The organism is Geodermatophilus sp. DF01-2 (assembly GCF_004571065.1).
GTDB lineage: Bacteria > Actinomycetota > Actinomycetes > Mycobacteriales > Geodermatophilaceae > Geodermatophilus.
This window is the reverse complement of record NZ_SPQN01000014.1, coordinates 1-26372: the sequence shown is the minus strand read 5'-3', so window position 1 is coordinate 26372 and position 26372 is coordinate 1. Positions and strand designations below refer to the sequence as shown.

The 26372-nt window shown below is 71.8% G+C and carries 24 protein-coding genes and 1 pseudogene; 17 read left to right on the top strand and 8 right to left on the bottom strand.

What is annotated here, in order from left to right:
* The first annotated feature begins 185 nt into the window (after positions 1–185).
* Positions 186–1391, top strand: a complete 1206-nt coding sequence (locus E4P41_RS06530; protein ID WP_135140095.1) for a hypothetical protein — start codon at positions 186–188, stop codon at positions 1389–1391.
* A gap of 65 nt (positions 1392–1456) precedes the next feature.
* Here the strand turns inward: E4P41_RS06530 and E4P41_RS06525 are convergent, their stop codons facing one another.
* Entirely contained in the window at positions 1457–1648 is a 192-nt protein-coding gene (locus E4P41_RS06525; RefSeq protein WP_135140094.1) for a hypothetical protein, read from the bottom strand.
* Positions 1649–1702: 54 nt separating this feature from the next.
* Here E4P41_RS06525 and E4P41_RS06520 point away from each other — a divergent pair, with 54 nt between their 5' ends.
* Both E4P41_RS06520 and E4P41_RS06515 read left to right on the top strand, forming a co-directional pair.
* Complete coding sequence (locus E4P41_RS06520; protein ID WP_135140093.1) at positions 1703–1987, top strand: metalloregulator ArsR/SmtB family transcription factor; 285 nt, start codon at positions 1703–1705, stop codon at positions 1985–1987.
* A gap of 9 nt (positions 1988–1996) precedes the next feature.
* Positions 1997–2380 carry a VOC family protein gene (locus tag E4P41_RS06515; protein WP_135140092.1) on the top strand — a complete coding sequence of 128 codons (384 nt, stop codon included), beginning with the start codon at positions 1997–1999 and terminating at the stop codon, positions 2378–2380.
* Between the two features lie 5 nt (positions 2381–2385).
* Here E4P41_RS06515 and E4P41_RS06510 read toward each other — a convergent pair whose 3' ends face one another.
* Positions 2386–2901, bottom strand: a complete 516-nt coding sequence (locus E4P41_RS06510; protein WP_135140091.1) for a MarR family transcriptional regulator — start codon at positions 2899–2901, stop codon at positions 2386–2388.
* A gap of 100 nt (positions 2902–3001) precedes the next feature.
* Between E4P41_RS06510 and E4P41_RS06505 the strand changes: the two genes are divergently transcribed.
* Positions 3002–3940: an ABC transporter ATP-binding protein gene (locus E4P41_RS06505; protein ID WP_135140090.1), complete on the top strand. Its 939-nt coding sequence runs from the start codon at positions 3002–3004 to the stop codon at positions 3938–3940.
* Positions 3940–5571 (top strand): ABC transporter permease, encoded by a 1632-nt coding sequence (locus tag E4P41_RS06500; RefSeq protein ID WP_135140089.1) that lies wholly within the window; start codon positions 3940–3942, stop codon positions 5569–5571. The genes E4P41_RS06505 and E4P41_RS06500 overlap by 1 nt, the downstream gene beginning before the upstream one ends.
* 146 nt (positions 5572–5717) lie before the next feature.
* On the opposite strand, the gene E4P41_RS06495 is transcribed toward E4P41_RS06500, so the two are convergent.
* The gene (locus E4P41_RS06495; RefSeq protein WP_135140088.1) at positions 5718–7322 is read right to left on the bottom strand and encodes an LCP family protein; all 1605 of its coding nucleotides are present in this window, start codon (positions 7320–7322) and stop codon (positions 5718–5720) included.
* Positions 7323–7541: 219 nt separating this feature from the next.
* Between E4P41_RS06495 and E4P41_RS06490 the strand changes: the two genes are divergently transcribed.
* Positions 7542–8336: an exodeoxyribonuclease III gene (locus E4P41_RS06490; RefSeq protein ID WP_135140087.1), complete on the top strand. Its 795-nt coding sequence runs from the start codon at positions 7542–7544 to the stop codon at positions 8334–8336.
* Here E4P41_RS06490 and E4P41_RS06485 read toward each other — a convergent pair.
* The 3 genes from E4P41_RS06485 to mobF form a co-directional block, all read right to left on the bottom strand.
* Complete coding sequence (locus tag E4P41_RS06485) at positions 8333–9541, bottom strand: site-specific integrase (protein WP_245177147.1); 1209 nt, start codon at positions 9539–9541, stop codon at positions 8333–8335. The genes E4P41_RS06490 and E4P41_RS06485 overlap by 4 nt on opposite strands.
* A 62-nt stretch (positions 9542–9603) precedes the next feature.
* A complete protein-coding gene (locus E4P41_RS06480; protein WP_135140086.1) occupies positions 9604–9813 on the bottom strand; it encodes a helix-turn-helix domain-containing protein in 210 nt (69 codons plus the stop codon).
* Positions 9814–9978: 165 nt separating this feature from the next.
* A complete protein-coding gene (mobF, locus tag E4P41_RS06475) occupies positions 9979–12768 on the bottom strand; it encodes a MobF family relaxase (RefSeq protein ID WP_245177146.1) in 2790 nt (929 codons plus the stop codon).
* 584 nt (positions 12769–13352) lie between these two features.
* Here mobF and E4P41_RS06470 point away from each other — a divergent pair.
* From E4P41_RS06470 to E4P41_RS06455, 4 genes are all read left to right on the top strand, one after another.
* On the top strand, positions 13353–13637 hold the full coding sequence (locus E4P41_RS06470) for a hypothetical protein (protein WP_135140085.1): 285 nt from the start codon (positions 13353–13355) through the stop codon (positions 13635–13637).
* Positions 13638–13743: 106 nt separating this feature from the next.
* Entirely contained in the window at positions 13744–14571 is an 828-nt protein-coding gene (locus E4P41_RS06465) for a hypothetical protein (RefSeq protein WP_135140084.1), read from the top strand.
* A 227-nt stretch (positions 14572–14798) separates the two neighbouring features.
* On the top strand, positions 14799–15524 hold the full coding sequence (locus E4P41_RS06460) for a nucleotide-binding protein (RefSeq protein WP_167760944.1): 726 nt from the start codon (positions 14799–14801) through the stop codon (positions 15522–15524).
* Between the two features lie 543 nt (positions 15525–16067).
* Positions 16068–16826, top strand: a complete 759-nt coding sequence (locus tag E4P41_RS06455; protein ID WP_167760943.1) for a class I SAM-dependent methyltransferase — start codon at positions 16068–16070, stop codon at positions 16824–16826.
* 100 nt (positions 16827–16926) lie between these two features.
* On the opposite strand, the gene E4P41_RS06450 is transcribed toward E4P41_RS06455, so the two are convergent.
* Both E4P41_RS06450 and E4P41_RS06445 read right to left on the bottom strand, forming a co-directional pair.
* Positions 16927–17565: an ATP-dependent Clp protease proteolytic subunit gene (locus E4P41_RS06450; protein WP_135140081.1), complete on the bottom strand. Its 639-nt coding sequence runs from the start codon at positions 17563–17565 to the stop codon at positions 16927–16929.
* Between the two features lie 347 nt (positions 17566–17912).
* Positions 17913–19343, bottom strand: a complete 1431-nt coding sequence (locus tag E4P41_RS06445; RefSeq protein ID WP_135140080.1) for a hypothetical protein — start codon at positions 19341–19343, stop codon at positions 17913–17915.
* 297 nt (positions 19344–19640) lie between these two features.
* On the opposite strand from E4P41_RS06445, the gene E4P41_RS06440 reads away from it, so the two are divergent.
* The 7 genes and pseudogenes from E4P41_RS06440 to E4P41_RS06410 all read left to right on the top strand — a co-directional run.
* Positions 19641–20177, top strand: coding sequence for an ATP-binding protein (locus E4P41_RS06440; RefSeq protein WP_209307571.1), 537 nt, complete (start codon positions 19641–19643; stop codon positions 20175–20177).
* A 130-nt stretch (positions 20178–20307) separates the two neighbouring features.
* Positions 20308–21141: a hypothetical protein gene (locus E4P41_RS06435; protein WP_135140078.1), complete on the top strand. Its 834-nt coding sequence runs from the start codon at positions 20308–20310 to the stop codon at positions 21139–21141.
* A 233-nt stretch (positions 21142–21374) separates the two neighbouring features.
* Positions 21375–22130, top strand: coding sequence for a hypothetical protein (locus E4P41_RS06430; RefSeq protein ID WP_135140077.1), 756 nt, complete (start codon positions 21375–21377; stop codon positions 22128–22130).
* A gap of 1274 nt (positions 22131–23404) precedes the next feature.
* Positions 23405–23863: a helix-turn-helix domain-containing protein gene (locus E4P41_RS06425; RefSeq protein ID WP_135140076.1), complete on the top strand. Its 459-nt coding sequence runs from the start codon at positions 23405–23407 to the stop codon at positions 23861–23863.
* Position 23864: 1 nt separating this feature from the next.
* Positions 23865–24419 carry a PIN domain-containing protein gene (locus E4P41_RS06420; RefSeq protein WP_135140075.1) on the top strand — a complete coding sequence of 185 codons (555 nt, stop codon included), beginning with the start codon at positions 23865–23867 and terminating at the stop codon, positions 24417–24419.
* 414 nt (positions 24420–24833) lie between these two features.
* Positions 24834–25022, top strand: coding sequence for a hypothetical protein (locus E4P41_RS06415; protein ID WP_245177145.1), 189 nt, complete (start codon positions 24834–24836; stop codon positions 25020–25022).
* Positions 25023–25324: 302 nt separating this feature from the next.
* Positions 25325–26372 (top strand): annotated as a pseudogene (locus E4P41_RS06410) (hypothetical protein); the annotation flags it as partial.

The following is a 26372-nucleotide window of genomic DNA, read 5'->3' as shown; positions in this document are numbered from 1 at the left end:
GCCCTCATCGAGGAGTGCTGACATGCCGTCCGACCTCGAGGACCGTCTCCGCCGGGGGCTGCGGGCCTCCGCCGACGAGGCCTCGCCGGCGCCCCGCGACCTGGCCGACCTGGTGCGGCGCCGGGCACGCCGCCAGACCCGCACCCGCCTCGCGGCAGGCCGGCGCCGGCCTGGCCGCCGCTCTGGTGTTCGTCGGCGTCCCGGTGGTGGCCTCCACCCTGGTGGCCGACGGCGGGACGGCGGCCCCGGCGCAGCGCCCACGGCTCGAGCCGCTGCCGACCCTCTACGACCAGCCGACCCGCGGCTCCCTGGCCGAGGACGAGGAGTGGGTGGCAGGGGTCCGCAAGGTCGACTGGACGCCGGACGACGTGGCCGCGGTTCCCGGGCTCTTCGATCCACCGGTGGCCGACCGCCGGGTCGCCTTCGCCGGGGACGTCCCCGGCGGCCGGGTGGCCCTGGTCCTCGCCCGGCTGGAGGACGGCCGGCTCGTCGGCGCCTGGCTCACCGGTCCCGAGGGCGCGCCGTCGGAGGAGATGGCAGCGGTCCAGCCGTTCGAGCCGGCGCGGTACCACCCGGTGGTGCTGTGGGACGCGCCCGGGAGCGCCCCCGGCCGCTCACTGCTGGTGGCGGTCGGTCACCCTGGCGACCGGGTGGAGTACCGGGCCGGCGTCGAGGTGACCGCCGCCGGCGAGAGCCGGGAGGTGTGGCTGCCACTGGAGACGCAGGAGGGCGCGGGCGCCGCCCTGGTGGACGTCCCCGTGTCCTGGCCGATCGGCAGCGCGGTCCTCCGGTACGAGCGCGACGGCCGCACCCGGCCCGTCGGCTCGATGCAGTACACCCCTCGGGCGGACGCCGCGGTGCAGGCCCCGGTGGCGGTCGCGGACCCCCGGGGGCTGCTCGACGAGGTCGACGGAGAGAGCCTGCAGTGGCTGGTCCGGTCACTGGAGTTCACCTACGGCCTGCCCGCCGATCGACTCGATCCCACCCTCCTCGCCGGTGGCCCGGTCGGCAACGGCTCCAGCAGCACCGCGCTGGTCGGGGTGACCCTGCCGTCCGGCGCCACCGCGGCCGCTCTCGCGGAGTTCTGGGCGACGTCGGACTCCGCCGCGGGGATGACCAACACGGTCGCCATCGGGCCGTGGCCGGCCGGCACGGCGCTGCACGACCGGGTCGTCGCCGTCCCCACCGCCAACTCGATCACGGTCAGCGGGCCGGCCGGGGGAGTGCGCGCCGAGGTGCTCCTCGCCGACGGGACGGTCTCCGCCGCACTGCCCCTGGTCGACGGCGCCGGCACGGCCTCGATCGTGCCGCCGGCTCCCGACTCGGTGCGGGTCCTCGACGCCGCCGGCGAGGTCCTGGCCGAGGTGCCGGTGTCGGAGGGGGCCGGATGAGCGAGCCCGCGTCGGTCATCGCGATGCGCCAGCTGGCCGCCGAGGCCCGGGCCCGGGCGCGGTGGTCAGCGGCGCTGCGCGCGCCGGTACAGGAAGGCGGCCACCCCGGCGAGGACGGCGCCGAGGAACAGCTGTGCGACTCCCACACCCGCCTGGTCGCTGGCGAACCAGGTCACCGACGACACCAGCAGGACGACGGCGACGCCGGCCGCGAGGAGGGCGACGAGCCGCTCGCGGCGGTCTCCGGGTGAGGTCACCCCGACGACCCTAGGCCCTTGTCAGGCAAGCAGCTACTTGCCTATCCTCCTGCCATGGGCGACGTGTCGGGGAGCGTCTACCGCGCCCTCGCGGACCCGACCCGGCGGGCCATCCTCGACGAGTTGCAGGAACGCAGCGGCCAGACCCTCTTCGAGCTCTGCGCCCGGTTGGTCAGCCGGCACGGGCTGTGCTCGTCGCGGCAGGCCGTGTCCCAGCACCTCGGCGTCCTCGAGGAGGCCGGCCTGGTGCAGACCCGCCGGGAGGGTCGCTACAAGTTCCACGACCTGGACACGTCGCCGCTCCGGGCCATCACCGACCGGTGGCCCATCGACCCCTGAGGAGGGACCGTGCGGATCAACCTGGCCAGCGTCTGGGTGGACGACCAGGAGAAGGCGCTGCGCTTCTACACCGACGTGCTCGGCTTCGTGAAGAAGACGGACGTCCCGACAGGCGAGTACCGCTGGCTGACCGTCGTCAGCCCGGAGGCCCCGGACGGCGTGGAGCTGCTGCTCGAGCCCGACGCGCACCCGGCGGCCCGGCCGCTCAAGGAGGCGCTCGTCGCCGACGGCATCCCGTTCACCTCGTTCGCCGTCGACGACGTGCACGCCGAGTTCGACCGGCTGAAGGGGCTCGGCGTCACCTTCACCCAGGAGCCGGCGGCCATGGGTCCGGTGACCACCGCGGTCCTCGACGACACCTGCGGCAACCTCATCCAGATCGCCAGCGCGTAGCCGGGTCAGCGGGGGACGGGGGCCCCGTCCCGCTCCCCCGCCAGCCGGTCGCGCTCCGCGGGCCAGCGGGCGAGCGCGTCGGTCAGCTCCTGGTGCAGGAAGGCCATGAAGTCCCGGGTCTCGGCGAGCCGCCGGCCTCCCGGCCGCTCCGTGCCGAGGACCTCCAGGCCACCGGCGACCGCCTCCTCGAAGCGGTGCAGGCTGGCCAGCTCGGCCGTCATGAACCGCGACCAGAGGTCGCGGTCGTCGAGCACGTACAGGTCGCTGCGGGTGCCCGGCTCGCGTTCGCGCACGAGCAGCCCGACCTGCACGAGCTGGCGGACGGCGCCGCTGATCGCCGCCGGGCTGACCCCGAGACCGCGGGCGAGGTCGCCGGCCGTGTACCTGTCCGCGTCGTCCGCGAGCGCGTACGCGAGCACGCGCGCCGGCATCGGCGCCATGCCCGCCTCCCGCAGCACGAGGGCGAAGCGCTCCACGAACCGCAGCAGGGCGATCCGCTCGTCGTCCCCGACGTCCGCCACCTGCGCCTCCCACCCTCGGCCGAACATCCACCAGGGTACCGGAGCGTCGCATCATGATAGATGTTCACAACTTCGTGAAGGTTGTGTAGCTTCAGGCGATATGGACACCGCCATCTCGATCGCCGGCCTGGTCAAGACCTTCGGCGCGACCCCGGCACTCGACGGCCTCGACCTCGAGGTGCGGACCGGGGAGGTGCACGGCTTCCTCGGCCCCAACGGAGCCGGGAAGTCGACGACCATCCGGGTGCTGCTCGGCCTGCTGCGCGCCGACGCGGGCGTCGTCCGGCTCTTCGGGGGCGACCCCTGGGCCGATGCCGTCGCCCTGCACCGCCGGCTGGCCTACGTGCCCGGCGACGTGACGCTGTGGCCCGGCATCACCGGCGGAGAGGCCATCGACCTGCTCGGCCGGCTGCAGGGCGGCCTCGACCCGGCCCGCCGCGCGGAGCTGCTGGAGCGCTTCGCCCTCGATCCGCGGAAGCGGGCGCGCACCTACTCGAAGGGAAACCGGCAGAAGGTCGCCCTGGTGGCCGCACTGGCGTCGGACGCCGAGCTGTACGTGCTCGACGAGCCCACCTCGGGCCTCGACCCGCTGATGGAGGCGCTGTTCCAGGACCAGGTGCGCCGGCTGCGCGCGCAGGGCCGCACGGTGCTGCTCTCCAGCCACATCCTCGCCGAAGCGGAGGCGCTCTGCGACCGGGTGAGCATCATCCGGCACGGCCGGACGGTGCAGAGCGGCAGCCTGGCCGAGCTGCGCCACCTGACACGGACCACGATGACGGTGGAGACCGCCCGGCCGGCCACCGGCCTGGCCGAGCTCCCCGGCGTCCACGACCTGCGGGTCGACGACGGCCGGGTGCGCTTCGACGTCGACAGCGACGCCCTCGACGCCGTCGTCCGGCGCCTCGGCGGGTTCGGCGTCCGCGCGCTGACCAGCGCCCCGCCGACGCTGGAGGAGCTGTTCCTCCGCCACTACGGCGAGGACCTCGCGGCCGATGCGGCGGAGGACGGACCGGTCCGCACCTCCGAGGCGGTGCGGTGATGGAGCGAGCTCGCGAGCTCACCGACGGGTACAGCACCGCCGGGGCACCCGCGCTCGAGGGAACCGGCGCACTGCTGCGCTTCGCGCTGCGCCGGGAGCGGGTGCGGCTGGTGGTGTGGGTGGCCGTGGGCGCGGGGCTGGTCGCCGCCCAGGCCACGGCCAGCCAGGCCCTCTACGACTCCCCGGAGGACCTCGTCGCCTACCGGGCGTCGGTCGGCAGCAACGCCGCGACGATCGCGTTCGGCGGGCCGCCGGTCGGCCTGGACACGGTGGCGGGGACGGTCGCCTTCGAGATCTCCGCCTTCCTCCTCCTGGTGGCCGCGCTCATGGCCCTGTTCACCACCGGCCGGCTCTCCCGCGGGGACGAGGAGGCCGGCCGCACCGAGCAGCTGCGCGCCACCCGGGTCGGCCGGCACGCCCCGCTGCTGGCCGCCGTCCTGACCGCAGGCCTGGCCTGCGCGGCCCTGGTGCCGGCCGTCGGCGCCGCCGCCGCGGCCACCGGGCTGCCCGCGACCGGCTCCTTCCTCCTCGGCGCGTCGGCCGGCGCCGTCGGCCTCGTCTTCACCGGGATCGCCGCCGTCGCGGCGCAGGTCACCGGCTCCACGCGCGCCACGTACGGGGTGGTCGGCGCGGTGTTCGGCGTGGCCTTCGCACTGCGGGCCGTCGGAGACGTGGAGGGAACCGCGCTGGTGTGGGCGTCCCCTCTCGGCTGGGCGCAGGCCACCCACCCGTGGTCCGACGACCGGTGGGCCCCCTTGCTGCTCTGCCTGGGAGCCGCCGCGGTCCTGCTCGCGCTCGCCGTCGTCCTGCTCGACCGCCGCGACCTCGGAGCGGGCCTGGTCGCGCCCCGTCCGGGTCCGGCGGCAGCGTCCCGGGCCCTGCTGTCCCCGCTCGGCCTGGCGTTCCGGCTGCAGCGCGCCGCGCTCCTCGGCTGGACGGTCGGCCTGGTGCTGCTCGGCGGGGTCTACGGCGCCCTCGCCGGGTCGGTGGAGACGCTCTTCGCGGACAACCCCGAGGCCCGCGCGTTCCTGCCGGACGCCGGCAGCCTGGTCGACGCCTGGTTCGCCACGACGCTGGCCACGACCGCGCTGCTCGCCGCGGGCCACGCCGTCTCGTCGGTGCTGCGTGCACGGGGAGAGGAGGCCGCCGGCCGCGCCGAGCCCGTGCTGGCCACCGCGACCGGCCGGGCCGCCTGGCTGGGTGGCCACGGAACCGTGGCGCTGCTGGGCTCCGCCGCCCTGCTGATCGCCTCCGGCGCGGCCGCCGGGGCGGTGCGCGCGGCGGCCGGCGGCGCCGCGGAGGACGTCGGCCGGCTGCTCGTCGCGGCGCTGGCGTACCTGCCCGCCGTGTGGGCGGTGGCAGGGCTGGCGGTGGCCCTGTCCGGACTGCTTCCCCGTGCGGCGGCCACCCTCGCGTGGACGGCGGTGACCTACGTGGTCGCGGCGACCCTGTTCGCCTCGGCGATGGACTGGCCGGCCTGGGCCGACGACCTCTCGCCGCTGGGGTGGACCCCGACGGTGCCGGCCGAGGAGTGGACGCTGCGACCCCTCGCCGTCCTCACCGCCGTCGCCGCCGGCCTCGTGGCGCTCGGATTCGGGGCCTTCCGGCGGCGCGACCTGGCCACCGGCTGACAATGGCCCCGTCCAGGACCCGCCGCGAGCCTGGTGACGTACTGGGCACGGCCACCCTTTCGGTAGAAGGACCCCCTCCTCCCCACCGCTCGCACGCTCGCGGCGGTGCCCGGGAGGGGGCCGAGAGGCGGGGGAAGGGTGGTCTTTCAGTCGGCCTGGTTCGGCGGTTCGCCGGCGGCCCGCGCCTCGGCGGCCCGCACGGGGTCGTACGCGCACGCATCCCCGATGTCGGTCACCGCCGCAGGGTCGTCCGTGGTCGCGCCGGCCGACGGCGCGGCGGACGGCGTGGGGGACGGCGCGGGGGACGGCGTGGCGCTGGGCGCAGGAATCCCGTTCGTCGGGGCGTCGTCGGCCGCCGGGGCGGGGTCGATCGCCTCCTCGGCGATGGCCCGGATCCGGTCGTAGTCGGGGTAGGCCGGATCGATCACCGTGTCGTCGAAGACGACGCTGCGGATCTCGGCGTCCTTGACCAGGAAAGCGAGGTCCACGAAGTCGTCGAGGGCCGACCGGGGGATATCGGTGCTCACGATGTCCTTCGTGGTGGCGGCCAGCCGCTGGTAGCGCTGCAGCAGGGTGACCGGATCGGCGGCGTCGATGATCGCCTTGATCGCGCAACGCTGGCGGGCCATCCGGTCGTAGTCGCTCAGGCCGTACCGACCGCGGGCGAAGTCCAGCGCCCGCTCGCCGTCCATGTGCTGGTCCGGGCCGGGGGCGATGTAGTCGTCCGGCAGTTCCTCCCCGACGATGCCGTTGATCGGCACCCAGTAGTTGACGTTGACGGTGATCCCGCCGAGGGCGTCGACCAGCCGGCTGAACCCGTCGAGGTTGACCAGCACGAAGTAGTGGATGGGCAGGCCGAGCGCCTCCCCGACACCCAGCTTGAGGAAGTCCGCTCCCGGGTCGTCGGTGGGACCGAGGATGTCGGGGTACCAGGCCGGCCCGGTGCGGTAGACGGCGTTGAGCAGGCTGTCGGACTCGTTGGCGCCCTCGAACCCCTCCGGGTAGACCTCGGCCAGCGGGCTGTCCTCCGGGAAGGGCAGGTCCTGCAGGTTGCGGGGCAGGCTGAACAGCACCGTGTCCCCGGTGCTGGTGTCCATGCTGGCCACGATGACCGTGTCGGTGCGGACGCCCTCGCGGCCCTCGCCGCCGTCGCCGCCGAGCAGGAGCACGTTGAGCCGCTCCTGGTCGCCGAACGGGTCGGGGGTGTCCTCGACCGTGGCCGAGTCCCGGTCGGCGAAGAGCCCGTCGAGCAGGCCGCGATGGGCGAGCGTCACCTGGCCGGCCGTGGCGATCGGGTAGGCCAGCGCGGCCACCAGGGCGGCGACGAGGACGCCGCCCACCACCTGCCCGCCGCGGGAGGTCCGGGGCGGCAGCAGCATCCGGTAGCCGGCCACGACGACGGCGACCCAGAGCAGGCCGACGACGAGGATCCCGCCGAACACCCAGGTCAGCGCGGTGGGGTCGACGGCGATCTGCGCGGCGGTCCGCCGGCCGGCGGTGGCCAGCCACGCGGCGCCGCCGACCAGGAGCAGGAGGGTGGCGAGGGTGATCACGCCGAGCCGCCGCCGGCCGGCCGCGAGGAACGCCGTCCCCGGCACCACGGTGTTGAGGACGGTCAGCGCCAGAGCCGCCGGGAGGCTGCGCCCCCGGGTGCGCCCCCGGGTGCGCGGCCGGTGCGCGGCCTCCGGGGGCGGTGGGAGGGGCCGGGACGGGCCGATGGGGCGCGTCGCGTCCCATTCGTGCTCGCTCACGTACCCTCCTCGCTCCAGTCCGGTCGGCCGGGGGTACAGCGCGGCCGGACCCCGTCTCCGGTCCATGCTGCCACTCATCGCGCGGTCGTACCGCCGTCGCGACCGCGCCGACCTGCACGGACACCCGTCCGGGTATCCGCACCGTAACTCCGCTCACCCCGGGCGGGCGCACCGCGGGCGGCACGCTCCGCGCGGACCCACTCCGTAAGCTCGGTGCACGTGCGGCTCGCCACCTGGAACGTCAACTCGATCCGCACCCGCGCCGACCGGGTGGCCGCCTGGCTGCAGCGCTCGGACGTCGACGTCCTGGCGCTGCAGGAGACCAAGTGCCGCGACGACCAGTTCCCCGGGTCGCGCTTCACCGACCTCGGCTACCGGGTCGCGCACGTCGGCCACTCGCAGTGGAACGGCGTGGCGATCCTGTCCCGCGTCGGCCTGGAGGACGTCGAGACCGGCTTCCCCGGCCAGCCCGCCTGGGGCACGTCCGACCCGGCCGCCGAGGCCCGGGCCCTGGGTGCCACCTGCGGCGGGGTCCGGGTGTGGAGCCTCTACGTCCCGAACGGCCGCACGCTGACCGACCCGCACTACGGGTACAAGCTGCGCTGGCTCGAGGCGCTGCGGACGGCGGCGGACGGCTGGCTGGCCGCGGACGCCGGCGCGCAGGTCGCCCTCGTCGGCGACTGGAACATCGCCCCGCAGGACGACGACGTGTGGGACGTGCGGCTGTTCGCCCACTCCACCCACGTCTCCGAGCCCGAGCGGGCCGCGTTCCGGGCGATCGTCGACGCCGGGTACGCCGACGTCGTCCGCCCGCACGCTCCCGGGCCCGGCGTCTACACCTACTGGGACTACACCCAGCTGCGGTTCCCCCGCCGCGAGGGCATGCGGATCGACTTCGTGCTCGGCTCGCCGGCGCTGGCCGGCCGGGTGACAAATGCCCTGATAGATCGCGAGGAACGCAAGGGAAAGGGCGCGAGCGACCACGCGCCCGTCATCGTCGAGCTGGCCGACTAACGGAGCGAAGGGGCGTCCTGGGGCACATCTGGGGCACACGAGGCCCTGGCTGCGTCCCACGCCGCGTCGACGGCGCTGCGCGTCCGGTCATCCGAGTCCGGCATCAGGTGCCCGTAGGTGCTCAGGACCAGCGAGGCGTCCTCGTGCCCCAGCCGCTCGGCGACGGCCACGACCGACTCACCGGCCGACAGCAGGACGCTGGCGTAGTGGTGCCGCAGGTCGTGGCTCGTCGTCCCCTTCGGTAGCCCCGCCTCGGTCACCGCCCGGCCCATCAAGTTGTGGCCGTAGTAGACGTGCCCGAGCGGAGCCCTCGTCCGGGTCGTGAAGATCGTTCCGTCCTCGGCCGCTGGAGACGCTGTCAGGTGGGCGGCCAGCGCTTCAGCAACCACGCGAGGAAGCGGGATCGTCCGCCTCGACCGGGGAGTCTTCGGCTCGCTCCGCTCGCCCTTCGATCCCTGGGTGAACTGCCACTCGATCCGCACGGTGCGGCGCAGGAAGTCGACGTCCTGGACGCGGAGAGCAAGCAGCTCGCCGATCCGGAGCCCGAGCCCGGCCTGGGTGAGGACCATGGCCCGGTAGCGCTCCGGCATGGCCCGGGCGAGCGCCGCTACCTGCTCGACCGACAACGGCACGACCCGCTCCCTCTCGTGTCGGGGAAGCTGGATGCGGACGACGGGCGAGGAGGCCACAAGTCGGTCGAGGACCGCGGCCCCGTACACGCTTCTCAGCAGCCCAACCGCTTGTCGCAGGGTGGTCGGGGCCAGCACTCTCGACCGGTCGGTGGCCCACGCTTGGACCTCGGATGGGCGCACGTCCGCGAGCCGCCGGCCACCGAGACGCGTCCCGTCGATGTGCAGCCGGATCATCATCTCGGTCCGCCGCGCCGTGGTCGGCCGGTGCGGGCGGGTCTCCGCCCACCTCCGGGCGTACTCGGCGACGGTGGTCTTCGAGGGTTCGACGTAGGTGCCGCGGGCCTTGTCCGCCTCGACCGTGGCCGCGTGACGATCGGCGTCGCCCTTCTTGCCGAAGGACTTCTTGCGTTGCCTGCCCTGGTCGTCCCGCCACCGCGCTTCGTAAGTCGTCCGCCCGTTGCGGACCCGCTTCTCAACGCTCGCCATGGCTGACTCCTCAACGTCTTCGACGCGGCCTGGCTGGCCGTCGGCGTCCTTGCTTCTCGGGGGACGGAACGAATCGGCACGCAGCATGCCGAAGGGATCCGACGAGGCCAGGGCGGCGGCCCACGGGACTGCGGCCCTTCGCCGAATCGCTATCCAGCGGCACTTCGACCCGACTGCTCCTCGACCCACGCCTGGAGGTCGTCACGGCGGTAGAGGACCCGGCGGCCGAGGCGGAAGCTGCGCGGGCCGGTGCCGAGGTGGCGCCAGTATCGGAGGGTGGCGACGGGGGCGCGGAGGAGTTCGGCGGCCTCGGTGATGGTGAGCAACTCGGGCTCGCGGCGGGCGGGGTCGTCGGACATGGCTGGCTCCGGTGGGCTCGAGTGGGCTGTGCTCCGTCAGGGGGATAAGGCGCCATTCGGGCGCGATTGGTGACAGCCGGCCACCGATAGCTTCCGAAATCCTCCGGTTCTCCTCCTGTTGCCGGTGTCCGGGCCCCGCCGACGGCCGGTTGGCGGCGGGCCTGGTCATCGGCCGATGACTGGCGCGGCGCCGCCACTTGCGAAAGAGGGTCCCCGCCGCTCGGCCTCCGGCCGGGGGACGTGGGGTGCCGGCGGGACCGGCCTCGGGGGAGCGGGGGCCATCCGGTCGCGCGAGTAGTCCTGGCGGTCGCGGGCGGCCTCGCTGGCGGCCAGTTCGGCGGCGTGGCGGGGGCCGAGGTCGGCCCGGTCACGGCCGAAAACTGCGATCCATTGGGCCCGGGCCTCGGCTCGGTCGTCGGCGACGAGGTGCGCGGTGTTGGACAGGCGTCCGCGGGTCATGCCGACGTAGGCCGAGGCGGCGCCGGTCTGCTCGCCGATCACCACGTGCGCGGTGGGCACGGTGTCACCTTGCACGCCGTGCGCCGTGCTGGCGTAGGCCAGCTCCACGTGGTCGGTGACGTAGTGAGCGGGCAGCACCCGGACCGGTGCGGCGGCCGGGGTGACATCGCCCCGGGATACGTCACCGGTGGCCGTGCCGGTGACCAGCAGCCCGCCGCGTCGCCCGACCGCGGTGACCGTCCACGTGTCCCGGTTGGCCACCTCCAGGTTCCGGTCGTTGCGCCGCGTGGCTATCCGGTCGCCCGCGCCGATCCGCTGACCGGCCCGCGTGGTCACCACCTGGGCGTCGTCGACGCGGCCGTCGGCGACCAGCCGGTCGCGGATGGCGGCGTTGAGCTCGGTGACCTGCTCGCGGGTGCCGGCCACCACCGCGACGTCGCCCGCCCGGGGGTCGTGGGCGGCCGTCGCGGCCAGGGCGTCCTGCAGCGCTGCGGAGTCGGGGTGCAGCCGTATCCGGCCGAGCGCGAGGAGGGCGTCGAACACCACACCCGGGGTGTCACCCCGCCGCATGGCCAGCGTCAGCTCGGCGTACTCACCGTCCGAAATCGTCTGGCCGGTGCTGTCGGTGCGGGTGAAGCGGTGCACCGACTCCAGAGTCACGTGGGCGGCGGGGTCGACCTGGGCTGCGGCCAGGTCCAGGACACCGCCGCGGCCGACCGCGGCCAACTGGTGACGGTCGCCGAACAGCGCCAGCCGCGCCCCGGCCTCGTCGGCGACGGTGAGCAGCGCGCGGGCGGTGTCCTGGTCGAGCATGCCCGCCTCGTCGACGACCAGCAGGTCGTCGGGCCGCAGCTGGGCTCCCCCGGGCGGCCCGGTGTGGATGCGGCCGGTGACCGGGTCAGCCTCGCCCGGGGTGAGTCGGGTCCACTCGCCGTGCTCGGTCCAACGCCAGCCGTGAGCGAAGACCAGGGACGCCGCCGACCCGGTGGCCGCGCCGACCTCCGCGCGGGCGACCTGGGCGGCCTTCAGCGTCGGGGTGACCACCATCAGCCGCCGTCCCTGCCCTTCGAGCAGGGCGCGCGTGGTGGTCAGGGTGGTGGTCTTGCCCGCCCCGGCCGCGCCCTCCACCACGACCAGCCTCTGGTCGCCGGTCAGGACGGCGACCGCGGCGGCCTGACCAGCAACCAGCCTTGCGCCGCCGCTCGCGAGGTGGTCCGGGAGTGTCAGGTCCGGGTCCGGTCCGCCGATCGCGGCGCGGGCGGCGACCCGGGCGACCAGGTCGGCCTCCACGGCGAGCACCGGCCGCGAGGTCCAGCACCGGACGTGTTCGGGCACCCCCTCCCGATCCACCAGCGGAACGCACCGGTCGAGCGCGCGGGCGGTGAGGTCCTCGGCCAACTCGCCGCGCACCACCGGATCGGCGACGATGCCTTCCGCGGCGATCAGCCGCTCGACCTCGCCGCGGACATCGGCCGCGTTCCAAGCCGAGCGGCCAGCGGCCAGCCGGATCAGCACGGTGTCGACGGCAGCCTCGCGGTCCAGTGCGCCGACCGGGGTCGGCGCCAGCGAGACGGGGAGGGCAGGATTGCGATAGCCCAACGCCCCCAGCTCGGCTCGCCACCGTGCCACGAGGTCGGCCCCCGACTGTGGGGTGACCTTGTCCGGGCGGCCCTCGGCCCAGGCGCGGGCGTCCCACGCCCGGCGCAGCGCCGGACCGGCCTGCTCACCGGGATGCGCCGCGGTCCACTCGCGCTCGTAGCGGTCCAGGTTCCGCGCGATCTGGGCCGCCCGCGCGCTGAACGGGCCCACATACTCGGCGAGCTCCCGAATTTCTCCTGTTCCGTCCAGGGTGTAGCCGTGGGCGACCAGGGCCGCCCGGAACTGCGGATCGCAGGCCACCGCGGCGTGCCCGATGCCGTTGAGCGCGGCGAGGAAGTCACGCACGCCGACGGTGTGCAGGCCTCGCCACCGACCGGCCGCGAACACCCGTGCGTTGAGTTGCAGGTGCAGATGCCGGTGCGGATCTCCGGCGCGGGAGGTGTGGTGCCGCACGGTCACCGCCTCCAGCAGCTCCACCGGCACCTGGACCTGCCGGCCGCGAGGGCCGACCCGGGTGGTCGCGTGGGCGGCCAGCCAGCCGATGATCTGGGCGGCGGCCCGGTCCTGCGCGGCATCGTAGGCGGCCGCGACGTCGTCATGCAGAGCCGCGGCCAGCGACCAGGACTTCGGGCCGTTGACTACCACCTCGACGAAGCGCACCGCACGCTCATCGGTGCGCAGCCGCCCCCGCGGGTCGCCGGTGTCCGGGTCGCGGCCGGCCACCCAGGTCTCGTAGCCATCGCCCGCCAGCGGTGCTCGCTCGGCCACCCGTCCGTCGCGGGCCACGAATCGGCGGGCCAGGCCGGCGCCCTCGGCCAGGTAGTAGTCATCGGCCCGGCCGCGGTCGGCCTCCAGATACGCCCTGGCGGCCGCCGCAGCACCGGCATACACCTTCATTCCACCGCGCATTCCCAATGCCACCCAACAATGACCAAAAGGTCGTCCCTAGAAAAAGGTGGCGGGCCCCGCGAAGCGGGGCCCTGACTACCGCTATTGGTAGCATGCGTGCCGCCTCTTGACGCCTCTTGACGCCTCTTGACGAGTACCGCCTCTTGACGAGTACTTTGCTAGCCCGACGAAGGCCATAGTGGCGGGCGAAAAGTCTTTGCGATGATTCCATCTTGTTGGCTATTCACGGCAGTTTTCGGTCTGGAAGCCCGGCGCGTTTTTCGTCTCGGCGAGGGGCGTCGACCACAATCACCCCCGTGCTGCGCAAGCTCGCATCACCCACTCCAGCGACGCGCTGTCGCGGGGCGCTAAGCGCCTCACCGGACGGGGGCTACGGGGGGCCGGCGGGGTGTCCCGGTCGTCCTCCCCATGCGGGAAGGTTCACCGGGCGGGTCTTACGGGACGGCGAACGAGCGGCACCTGCCCTGTCCTGCGGTGTTCCCGGCTGGGGGTCCGGTTACGAGACAGACTTCTTGTCGTCCGATAGACGGTCCTGCGCGAGCTCGAGACTAATGCGGTCCACGCTTCGCGCCGTGTTGGACAGCACGACCGCGGCGCTGTTCTGGCCGGGTGCGAACCCGGCGAAGGAGCGGCAGCCCCACGTGCCGCCGTTGTTCCAGACGACGCGGGCGCCCGAGACGGAGCTCGCCGAGCAGCGGGCCTGGGCCGACCACGTCACCGCGCTCGCCGACCTGGCGAACGGCCGCTGGGCGAGGGTGGGGGCATCCCAGTGCTCCGGGTGGCGGCTGCAGGCAAACGGCCAGGAAGCGCAGCAGGTTCCTCGGCGCTGGAACGCAGGCTGCCGGTCGCGGGCATGAGATCCTGCAGCGGCGGCCGGAGACCGCCGCGCCGGGAGTGGCCCGGGAGCAGCGTGCATAAGGATGTCGGGTCTGCCTGCGTCGGCCGCAGTTGAGGAAGGGCGGAATGTACAACCTGATTGTGGGCGCCGTTGACGGGACTCTAGGCGTTGGCCGGTTCCTGGAAGTGGTCGAGCCTGGACTGGAGGAGATCGTGCGTCCAGGGGGAGTGCCGGATACCACTCGTCTATTGGAGCTGCCCACGCTGTTGATGCCCGAGCTAGGCGATAACCGCAGCCCACAGGTCGCTCAGGTCGGAAACGTCCTCTCCGTGGCGAAGACAGGCCGCGACTACCGGTTCCGATTCCTGCGGAATCCGGCAGTCCCCCCGATCCCCTTAGATCAGGTCGAGGCCGCCGCCGCCCGCCTGCACATTGGCGACTGGGATCTCACGCGGACGCGTTGGTCGGTGAAGAAGGCCGACCTCTACCAGGTGCTTCTTGAAGACAACTTGGCCGGTGTGTCAGCGCCGACGGCATTCGTCATCCCGCCTGGCCCGCCCGATCGCAACCGGATCGCGGTCATGATGCCGTTCGGCGCCGCGTTCAATGGCGTGTGGGAAACTTTGAAGGCTGCCGGCGCGGCAGGTGGCTGGACTTGTCAGCGGGCCGACGACATCTGGGAAAACAGTGTATTGATTAATGATGTCGTCGCTCTTATCGCGCGATCGAAGGTCGTGATATGCGACCTCACGGGCCGCAATGCCAACGTCTTCTACGAAGCCGGGATCGCGCATGCACTGGGCCGTGAGGTGATCCTAATTACCCAGTCGGCCGCAGATGTTCCCTTTGATCTCACTCATCATCGCTACGTCAAGTACCTGGCTAACGCACAAGGACTGGCCGATCTGCAGTCTACGCTCACGGCCCGCCTTCAGACTTTGATGTCGAAGTGATCGCCCCCGAATGACCCAGACACGCGTGTCGACAGTTAGTGGCGCTTATCCGAGTGGGCGTCACTCCGCCGGAGGCCTACCGCATGGCGTCCGCGGCGTCGGTGCCCGATCCCAGCATTCGGTAGGCGTTTGGGCGTGAAGTTCCCGGCGGCGCCCACGCCGTCGGCCCGGTCGGGCGGTGCGACGTCTCGTAGGCTAGCGCGGTGCCAGTCCCAGCGGCTCAGCCCGTGCGCCTGTTTGTCGGCTCATCCGCCGAGGGCCGTGAGGTCGCGCACAACCTGCAGGCGGTTCTGGAGGGCCGCGGGGTGTGTGAGGTCGAGGTCTGGGACCAGAGCGTGTTCGAGCCCTCCGGCTACGCGCTCGACTCGTTGCTCGATGTCGCGGCCCGGTCCGACTTCGCCGTCCTGGTCGCCTCGCCGGACGACGTGACGGTGAGCCGCGGCGACACCGCGGCCTCAGTACGTGACAACATCGTGCTGGAGTTTGGGCTGTTCACGGGTGCCCTCGGCAGGCAGCGCACCTACCTGCTGGCAACTGGGCCGGCGAAGTTGCCGACCGACACGCTGGGGCTGACCCGGCTGCCGTACCGACCGCGAACAGACGGCAACCTGCGCGCGGCTGTCAACGACGCCGCCCTCCAGGTCGCGCGGCAGGTCGCGGCGCTCGGCCGGCGCGTGGACGGTGCCGCCGTTCGCGGTCGGTCGGACGACGAGGCCCTGGCGGCCGAGATCGCCCTCCTGCGCGCCAACGCGGAGGCCCAGGGCTGGACCGTGAAAACCGACAGCGTGACCACGTTGCGGCTACGGTCACCGCGCGGGCGGCTCCACACGCTCACGAAGGGCAGGCCAGAGGCCACGCGCGCAGACCTCAGGCGCTTCGCTCGCGAACTTCGCGCCGCCGGGGTACGGGTCAACCAGGCGGTCCGGCGGCCGGTCGAGGCGTCCCCCTACTGAGGTCGAGGCGTGTCCCCCTGCTGGCTCTGCCGTTGCGGACCTGGCCGCGGCAGGGGGACGGCGCTCCAACCCGGGCTCTACCGGGGGCACCCGAAGGGTAGTGCCGCGCCTCGGCCGTTTCTCCGCAGGTCCGTATGGCCAACGGCGTCGCGCCCCTGGCCCCCGCCACCTGGGCGGTAGTTGAACCCGTTCCTGCGGTTCCGCGGCGCTGCCCAGCGTAGCTGTGCCGCGCCGTCAACCCTGGTGCCATCCGCAGCCGACCGCCGGGTCCGTCCGGGCCGGGCAGAGGAGGAGGCCCGGCCATGGCTATCCCAGTGAGCTACCCCTTCGTGGCGGCGAAGTAGGAACCTGCTTCGGATGCTCTCGACGGCCCAGACCGGAACGTTGGGCTATGACCGCGGGGATCGCCTTGCGGCCGCGGGGACTCTCGGCGCCGGCCATGGCCTCGGACGTCGCCGAAGCCGGTTGCTCTCGCGGGATACCGTCAGCCGTAGCGAGTACGCCAGAGGTGTGCCTCCCTTCGATGGTGACGATGCTCTACGCATGGGCGGCGCCTTCGCGAGTTCGACGGCCGGGGCCTACCGGCGCGTTCGCCGAGACGTGCCCGCCCCGGTACTCGACCGGCTGATGACCCACCTCGGCGTGGTCCCCGCCGATCGCGCTGTCGACCTCGGCGCCGGTACGGGGCAGGTCGCGGTGCCGCTGGCGGCCCGGCTGGCCGGCGTACTGGCCTTGGATCCGGAGCCGGACATGCTCGTCCAGCTGCGTCGCCGCGCCGAGGACGACCATCTGACGAACGTGGTGTGCGCCCTTGCCGTAGATGTCGACCTGCCCGCGCTGACCCGCGCCATCGGGTCGGCTGGCTTCGGGCTGCTGACGGTGGCCAACGCGCTGCACTGGATGAACGCCGGCGCGGTTTTCACCGCCGCGCGGCGACTGCTGCGCCCCGGCGGCGGCATCGCGGTGATCACCCATGGCCGGCCGCTGTGGCTGGGCGAGCGGGACTGGGCCCGGGCGCTGCGCGGCTATCTGGAGGACTGGTTCGGTCCGGCGCGTGCGGGCTGCGGCACCGACGAGGAGACTCTGCTGGAACGCCGAAGGCTGCTCGAGGCGAGCGGGTTCGTCGACGTCGCGGTGCTCGAGCACCACTTCTCGGTGCCGGTGGACGCGGATTTCGTCATCGGTACCTGCACTCGGCGCTGCCGCCGGGCCAGCTGCCCGACGACCGCCGGGACCAGTTCGCCACCGGCGTCCGCGCGGCGCTCAGCCCCCATGGCACCCTCCGAGGGGACGGGTTGGTAGAGGACGTTCCCGTGGAGGTCCTGGTGGGACGGCAGCCGGCAGACTGACCCCCGACGACATCACGCCCGGTCTCTCCGGCGCGTGCCGCCCTCGTCTGGGCTCAGTCCGCGATGATCGGGTTGTCCCGCACCGGCAGGGCCGCGGCGGTGGCGACGACGTGGTCGACCAGGCCGTAGTCGAGTGCCTGCTCGGGGGTGAACCAGCGGTCGCGGTCGGAGTCCCGTTCGATCTGCTCGGCCGGCTGCCCGGAGTGCTGGGACTGCAGCTCGTTGAGCTCGCGCTTGAGCTTGCGCAGCATGTCGGCCTGGATGGTGATGTCCGACTGCGTACCGCCCACGCCGGCCGAAGGCTGGTGCATCATGATCCGGGTGCGGGGCAGCGAGTACCGCTTGCCCGCGGCGCCGGCGGTGAGCAGGAACTGGCCCATCGAGGCGGCCAAGCCCATGCCGTAGGTGGCCACGTCGCAGTCGATGAACTGCATCGTGTCGTAGACGGCCATGCCGGCGCTGATCGAGCCGCCGGGTGAGTTGATGTACAGGTGGATGTCCCGCTGCGGGTCATCGGCCGACAGCAGGAGCATCTGCGCGCACAGTTGGTTGGCGATGTCGTCGTCGACCTGGCTGCCCAGGAAGATGATCCGCTCGCGCAGCAGCCGGTCGAAGATCGCGTCCTGCAGGCTCGCCGGCCCGCCCGGGCCGCGGAGTTGGGGCAAATTCTCGCTGGTAGCGACAAGGTGCATGGGGTGTCCAACCTTCCGTCATGCAGGGGTGACCGTCGCCGGAAGTCTGTCGGGAATGGCGCGAGAGTGCGCGGTGGAATGGTGCGTTCCGCCAACTGCAGAATTGTTGCGCCTTCCGCGAAATGCCATCGACATCGCCGCATGGTTACGTTCTGCGCGACGGGGCTGGCGCCCGGGGCGCGGCACCGGGCGGCACCGGAGCGAGCGGAGGACCGCCGTGGAAGACGACGGACTGTCCTCGATTGCAGCCCAGTACGAGGGTTCCGTAGGGGACTGTCAGCTCGCCTGTGTAGGTGCGTGACTTGATCTTGGTTAAACCAGGTCCAGGCGGCCCGCTGTGTTGGCCGTCAACTCTCGTCGTTGGACGTCCCGCGTCGCCATATCGCGAGGGCACCCGGCGCCTGTCTGCAGGTCACCGTGACCTCACCCTGGAACACGTGGTCCACAGCACGAGCCGTGACCTTCCATGCGCCGCCGATCTCGCTCTGCATCGGCTCATGGTCGTCCTCTGTCGCCCTGTGGTTATGGACGTGCAGGCTCTCGTCCGTGAACACAGCAAACTCCTCGTCAGCGTTGACCGTCGCCCGCGGAGGCAGGTCGCCCACGTACCAAGAAACCACGTAACCGGCCGGCGTTACTTCCACGTCCATGTCCGGCGCAGGAAGGCTGGGCATCGGGGCGACCCTGGGCATTATCAGGCCGCTGTAGTCGAGTCCATAGGGCCTCAAGTCGCCGTATTTTGCAGGAGGATCTGGCAGCATTCGGAGCGGCCTGAACTGGCCTCCGTGATCGCAATAGTCCGTGTCTGATGCCATCAACACGCTGACACTTGGCGGGAATGACACCTGCACACGGACACTCTCGAGGTAACGGTCTGACTCGTTGCGGATCATGAACGTGCCGTGGTCGAGGGTGTGGCGAAGAAACTCAGTGACGACGTCCTCTGTCGCCTCGCGACAGTCTTCCTGCCACTGCTCCACATCGTCCCGGAACTGCTGGGTGGATCGTCGGTCGCCGTGACCCGAAGTCTGCTCCAAGATCGCCTGCATGCCCGAGTTGTACGGGCTGCGCCGAACCGGCGCAGGGATTCCGTCGATGAGCTCATCCGCTGCCGCATGGACCATGCCCTCGATGAGTTCGCGGACGTTGGCGCGACTGGTCCGGTCGAACGCCCCGACGTACGCCACGCTCACCTCCGCGCCGGTGTGCGGTGCCTTGGCGCGTCGGCGCTCCAAGTTCGCCAGGTCGTGGCTGGTTGCGGGGCGAGTCTTGCCCGGCACGCGGACCAGAACCTCGCCGTCGCGGATCGCGAGTTTGGACGTGTCGTCAAAGTAGTCCTTGCGGCAGGCATGGATGCGGTCGCCCCACTTCGGGGGATCTACGATCACCGCCAGGACGAGACCGTCCGGGTGGTTGATGAACTGGTGGTCCCACGTAGGACCGTCCTCACCGACGTATGGCTCGATCAAATCGCGCAGCATCGCTGCGTCCACCGACTCGGCACCAACGAGGGTCTGAGACTGATCGATGCCAACAAACACCACGCCTGACCCGCTTAGGTGCTTCTCGGCGAGGTCGGGCATCCGGTTCGCCATGCCCAGGATCGCCCTGCTCACGACGACGGCGGACCGCTTCCGGTCCTGCCGTTCGGCGAACGAGAGCGAGCCCTTTAGCTCCAAGTAGTCGACTTCCGAAAGGTCTCCCAGTGCCAACGCGTGGTTGACGAGGGCAAGCCAGCCGCCGATTCCGGTGGGCAGGCGAAACAAGACGGCGTCCATGCAGCCGAGTCTCCTCTACGCCACCGACACACTGGGCTCTGCAATAGTCGGAGGCCGACGTGCCTCCGTGCCCGCTCACCGATCCTCCTGCGAGACACCGGTGGCCGGCTGCCTCCATCCCTCGAACCGCGCCGTAGCCGGTTCGGCTCGTGGAACGTCCCGGGGCGACACTCGCTTGACGGCTTGCTCCCGTCAGGCGCAGCGGTTTCTCTCAGCGCGCCGTACGGCAGGAGCGCAGCACCGCGCAGGAGCGGCAGTCCGCGAGGATGAAGGGACCGCTCGGATGAGGAGGTGATGATGACGGGACCGACTCTGTACCTGACCGTGGGACTGCCGGGCACCGGGAAGACCACAGAGGCACGGCGCATCGAGGTCGAGGAGAAGGCGCTGCGTCTCACGAAGGACGAGTGGGTCAAGGCCCTCTACGGGCTCGCCAACCCGCCATCGGCCTCAGACGTGATCGAAGGACGGCTGATCGAGATCGCACTGCGGGCACTCGAGCTCGGCATCAACGTGGTCATCGATTTCGGCCTCTGGAGCCGAGAGGAGCGCTCTGCTCTACGCCAGGCAGCGGCCGACCTGGGGGCGGCGGTGGTGATGCGTTACTGCGAACTCACACCGGCTGAGCAGCGGCGCCGGCTTGACCGGCGCCAAGCGGAAGAGCCGCACACGACATGGCACATGTCCGACGAAGAACTCGCCACGTGGGCTGCCGTCATCGAGGTCCCGACGCCGGGGGAACTGGACGGCAGCGAAGGTGTCAACGATCCACCGGAAGGCTTCTCGACGTGGGGTGAGTGGCGCAGGCACCGCTGGCCTCCGTCGATCTCTTAACCCCAGGGTCACAGGCCGCCGCGCATCGAGCCGAGGGCGCGAGCGATCGTCGTCCGTCGCGTCTCCGTGGGGGATCCCCGCGCGGCGATGGTGCGACCCGCACGCGGGCAGCGGCCCTACTATCCGGTTCGTGGGGGATGGCGAGGCGAGGTCGAGCGCGCGTCCCGAGGCGGCGGTTCTGGCAGCCTTCGACCTCGACGGCGAGCCGCAGTTGCTGGCCGGCGGGCAGGGCCGCTCGTGGCTGGTCGGAGAGGTGGTGCTCAAGCCGTGGGACGGGACACGGTCGGCCCTGCAGTGGCAGGCGGGAGTGCTGACCCGTCTGGACGGCCGGGACGACCTGCGGGTGTCCGTGCCGCTTTGCACCGTCGACGGCCAGTGGAGCAGCTACGGCTGGACGGCCTCGCGCTACCAGCCCGGTGAGCACCTACCCGGCCGTTGGCACGACGTCATCGCGGCAGGACAGCGGCTGCATGCCGCCTTGGCGGACGAGCCCAAACCGGCGTTTCTCTCGACCCGAACCGACATCTGGTCCATCGCCGACCGCGTGGCCTGGGACGAGCTGCCCGTCGAGAACCATGCGGGTGCGGAGCACCTGGACAGACTGTTCACGGCACGGAGGCCGGTGGACGGCGTCGCCCAGCTCGTCCACGGTGACCTGACCGGCAACGTCCTGTTCCACCCCGGTCTGCCGCCGCTGATCATCGACCTCAGCCCCTACTGGCGACCGCCGGCGTTCGCGTCCGCCGTGGTGATTGCCGATGCCCTTGTCTTCGAGGGGGCCGGCGCGGACGTGGTGGCGCCCATGCTGGTGTACCCGGCCTTTCCGCAGTACCTGCTCCGGGCGCTCATCTTCCGAGCAGTCACCGATCACCTGGCCCGACCGCATCTACGCCGACCCGATGCCGACAACCCGTACGAGCCGGCCGTCGACCTCGTGATCGACCTCGCGGCGACGTCTCGGTAGCCGGACCCGCTACGGCGACGTTCGGGCAGGTCGCGCGGCCGTTTGACGGCGTCCCGCAACGGGATCCTCTGCGGGGCACCGGCGCCGCGGAGATCGAGCCGCCGGGATAGTGCCGTAGCGGAATCATCCACGGGCCAGGTCCCTCGAAGCCCAGGCCACGGCAGGGCAGGCGTCGCCGTGACCGGTCACCCGTGAGAAGCCCTCTCTGGCGACCGACAGGTGAAACTGAACGAATGAGCAACGACTTCTTGGGCGACGTGCGGCAGTGGCTGGAGAAGAGCGGGCACGCCTTCGAACTGAGGATCGCCCGGGCATTCCGGGAAGGTCGTGCCAACCCAGTGGACCTGTCGTTCACGTACAGGGACGCCAATAGCGGCGCTCTCCGCGAGGGCGATGTGTTGGCTCAGTTTGGCTGGGAGGCCTTGAACGACACTCCAGCCTCCGTTGAGGTTGTCGTCGAGTGCAAGAGCGGTCGTGACCACCCCTGGGTCGCCTTCTACGACAAGGTCATCGCGAGGGGCTCCGCTCTGAAGGACTGGGTTTACTTCGCCCACGGCCCCTTCGTCGGCGTTACAGAGCCACTCGAGGAAGCCTGGATCGGGCACCCGCCATTCGACTCGCTTCGGATCGCTAGCCACCTCGTGGCTGCGCACACGAAGGATTCGCACAATTCCGCGGGCGATGCGGTGAGACAGGTGCTGAGCGCCGCGGAAGGCCGTCGCAACCGGTACATAGAGAGGCAGGGCCAGGATCGTCGCGGCTGCGTGATCGTCCCGGTCGTTGTAACCGGCGGGCGCCTGGTCGAGTGCCAACTCGGCGCCGACGGGGAGGTCCGCCTCGAGGAGGTCCCCTCGGTCGTGGTCGCAGGGCCCCGTAGCGGCGAGAAGCCGGCTCGGGTCTTCGTCCTTACCGAGGGGGCCGTGAAGCAGTTCGCCCATTCCATCGCGGACTTGGCCATGCAGGCACATGAGCAGGCCCAGTTCCGGTAACCCCACCGTTGGCCGATCCCCTTGCGCGCGTCCCGCGCGGCAGTCCCCCTTATGAGCCTCACGGACCGAAGCCTGACTGGGGGCTCGCTTTCACTTCGAAGCGCGCCGCTCCATTGCCGCCGGGCAGCAGCCGCCGCCATGGAGGTTCCCGATACGAGGCCGGGGGAGCTGATCAAGATGAGCCGAAGATGTCGTTCAGGTTAGGGATTAGGGCCACCCCCGCACCGACGATGAAGCCCAGGAGCGCGACCCTGGCGTCCCTTCGGTGGTTTGGCGCGCATAAGCCGGATCTCCCTTCGCGGCGTCGGGTCGACGATCAGCACGCTCTGACGGTTCCTCGACCGAGTAGCGAGAGGACGGGCCCAACGCACCAGTGCGACCGTTCCCAACACCCCGACGACCGCGGCCGGCGGCCACAGTAGGGGGGATAGCTCGCCGGTAGAGGCTGCGGCGGCGGGGAGAAGGACCAGTGCCGCGATCGCTAGCCCGGCGGCAACCCACGGCCAGCCTGCGAACGTCGGTCGGGGACGACCCAGCTTGACGATCAGTCGAGCCATCTCGTCGGTCACCTGGTCCAGCCGGACGCGGTCGCCGCAGGTGACTGACAGGGAGCCGTACAGGCCCATTTCCTCCGTGCCGACCCGGATGAACGGGAAAGGGTCCTGAGGACCCGCTCCGTTAACCTGCAGCACACCCTCGGGCAGGCGCCGCCCCGTCTCCAAGGTCAAGAACTCAAGGTCGACCCGGCTGGGATCGTCGAGCCGCTCGGGTCGAACCTCATGACTGGTGAGACTGCGCATCACGAGTTCGGCCCCGTCGCCGGACAGCCGGACCATCTCCCTGCCGACCTCGCGTACTGCAGTCAGATCGAGAGACAGCCGGTCGAAGACCACACCGCGGCGTCCCGCAGTGGCAGGCTCCCGGTACACGTCCCCGGCGTTCCGATAGCCCGGCCCTCGCCGCCACCACACCATCGCCGATCTCCCCCGCCTCACACGTGCAGGAGGACCGTAACGGTGAGTGCGCGTCACGACAGCGGGCGGGGCCTCGGCGGACTCCCACCACCTGGCGGGACGTCACCCCAGCAAGCGCGCCCGGTCATCCGGTCGGGTCAAGAAGCGGTCACCCCCGGCCGATAGACACTGCGAACGTTGCGCTTACTGCGACTGCTGCGGATACTGCTGTCAGGTGTGTCGGGGGTGTTGGGGGTGCTCTCCCGGCGACGACGCAGCACACGGTTGCGGCTCCGCCAACACACTAGGAAGAGGCTGATTATGACGTCGCTGCTTGACCCGCCGATCCAGCCCGACGCGACCGATGTGACGACCGCGGCCGACGCGGTGAAGAGCGTCCAGAACTACCTGCGCACCCACAAGCGCAAGGACGCCGTGCGCCTGGTCGTCGAGGACGAGCACCGGGACACCCTCGTCGTCCCCCGGGCGGCGGTCGAACTCCTCGCCCAAGTCCTCGCGCACATGGCCGCTGGCGAAGGCGTCTCGGTGGTCCCATCACACGCCGAACTCACCACCCAGCAAGCCGCCGACATGCTCAATGTGAGCCGTCCGTACCTGATCGGTCTGCTCGACCGCGGTGAGATCGAATACCGCAAGGTCGGCAGCCACCGCCGAATCAAGGCGGAGTCTCTGCTGCGGTACATGCGCGAGGACGACCGCACGCGGCGCGCCGCCGCCGACGAACTGACCGCACTCAGCGAGGAGATGGACCTCCTCTGACGTGGCTTCATTCATCGTCATCTACGACGCGAACGTCCTTTACCCCAGCCTCCTGCGCGACCTGCTGATCCGGGTCGCGCAGGCGGGACTGGTCCGCGCCCGGTGGACCGATGAGATCCTCGATGAGGTCTTCCGCAACCTGACCGAGGACCGTCCCGATCTGGACCCCGAGCGGCTGGCTCGCACCCGCACGCTGATGAACGACGCCATCCGGGATGTCCTGGTCACCGGCTACGAGCCGCTGAAGGAGGTCCTCGACCTTCCCGACGCCGACGACCGGCACGTCCTGGCTGCCGCGATCAAGGTCGGCGCCCAGACGATCGTCACCAACAACCTAAAGGACTTCCCGGTCGAGAGCCTGGACCCGTGGGACATCGAGGCCCGCAGCGCCGACGAGTTCCTGCTCTCGATGGTCGACCTGAACCCGAAGGTCGTCTTCGGCGAGGTCCAGCGCATCGCTGACAGCAAGCGACGCCCGCCGATGAGCATCGACGAAGTGCTCACCGCCCTGAGCAACCAGGGCCTCGTAGAGACGGTGACCGCTCTCCGCTCATGACGCACCAGTCGCGGAGTGGCTGGGGCCGAGCAACGGCGCTGCCCCACCGACGTGCCGGCTAGCGTCCGCGTGGTTGCCCTCCGCCCAGTTCTCCCTGTCCGACCCCATAACCCGCGCCCTCTCCGTCGGTTGAGGCCGGGGGAAGGGTGGGCCGGAGGCCCATCCCCGCAGGGGACGCGTCAGCGCCCTTCCGGCGGCCGGAACCGACGGACAGAATCCGGCGGTCGTGGGGGGCGGTCGCGGCGCCTGCCTGTCGCTCGCCCCCATACACCCGGATGGGCACCTCGATGGAGTCCGGCTCGCTGGGGCACACCTGGGGCACATGATCTTGCGATTGAGACCGATGGGCACTGATTGGCTGTGATGTATTCATGCAGCTCAGGCTGCAAGTCGTCGCCTTCGACCTGGTCAGGCATGCCCGGTCACACCTACTGGGACTACACCCAGCTGCGCTTCCCCCGCCGCGAGGGCATGCGGATCGACTTCGTGCTGGGCTCCCCGGCCCTCGCCGCGCGGGTCGGTGGCGCGCGCATCGACCGCGAGGAACGCAAGGGCAAGGGCGCCAGCGACCACGCCCCCGTGGTCGTCGAGCTCACCCCCTGAACGAGGACCCCGTCCTCCCCGCCCTTCGTAGCGGACCCCCTGCCCCCCCACGGCTCGTCAGAGGACCCCGTCCTCCGCCCCGTCCTCCCCACCCCTCGCACGCTCGGGCGGTGCCCTGGACGGGGCCGGCGGGGCCCTGCAGGGGGCCGGGACGCGGGACGGGGCCGCCCCTGGACGAGGCCGGACCCTCACCGCCGATGAGGGTCCTCTCACCGACCCCTCACCGGACTCTCCTCCGCCGTGGACACCGTGGGTTCACCGCCTCGTCACCGGGGACGCCCACCCCCACGCCGGAGGAAGCCATGCCAGCCGTGTTCGACCGCACCGGGACGCACCCGCGCCGGATCGCCTTCTACTCCCACGACACCCAGGGCCTCGGCCACACCCGGAGGAACATCGCCCTGGCCGCCGCCCTGGTGGCCGGGCACCCGGACACCGACGTCCTCCTGGTGACGGGCAACCCGGAGGCGGCGATGCTGCCGCTGCCCCCGCGCACCGACGTGGTCACCCTGCCGGCCATCGGCAAGGACGCCGACGGGAACTACGCCGCACGGACCCTGGGCGGCCCGCTCGAGCTGGTGCTCGACGTGCGCGCCCGCGTCCTCGAGGCGGTGCTGGGGTCCTTCGCCCCCGACCTGCTGATCGTGGACAAGGTGGCGGCGGGCGTCCGCGGCGAACTGCTGCCGGCCCTCGCCACCCTGCGCGAGCAGGACGGCACCCGGGTGGTGCTGGGTCTCCACGAGGTCCTCGACCGGCCGGCGACGGCGATCGCCGAGTGGGAGCGCTCGGCCACGACCGAGGTGCTCACCGACTACTACGACCAGGTGTGGGTCTACGGCGACCCGGCGGTCTACGACCCGGTCGAGGAGTACCGCCTGCCGGCCGAGGTGGCCGCCATGGTGGTCCACACCGGCTACCTGGGGCACGGCCGCGACGAGGGCCTGCGGACGCGCACGCGGCCGGCCGAACGGGTCCGGCCGCCCGCTCGGCCTGCCCGAGCTGCTCGCGACGCCCGGTGCCCAGCTGCTGGCGCACCGCCCCGAGCGGCGCGCGGGGGTCCGGGTAGCAGGTCGCCAGCAGAGCGTCGGCGCCTACACCAAGGTGGTGCGTTCCGACCGCTGGCCGGGCGTGGCGGCGGCGGCGGCCGAGCGAGCCGCGCGGCTGCCGGTCCGGGTGCCCCGTGTGCTGGCAGCCGACGCCGGTCGGGGCCGGTTGACCACCGCGGCCCTGCCCGGACGGCCGCTGCACGAGCTGCTGGACACGCCCGTGGCGGTGCCGGCCTGCCGCGCGCTGGGCGCGGCGCTGGCCGCCCTGCACGCGGCCCCGGTGCCCGCCGGGACGCCGCAGATC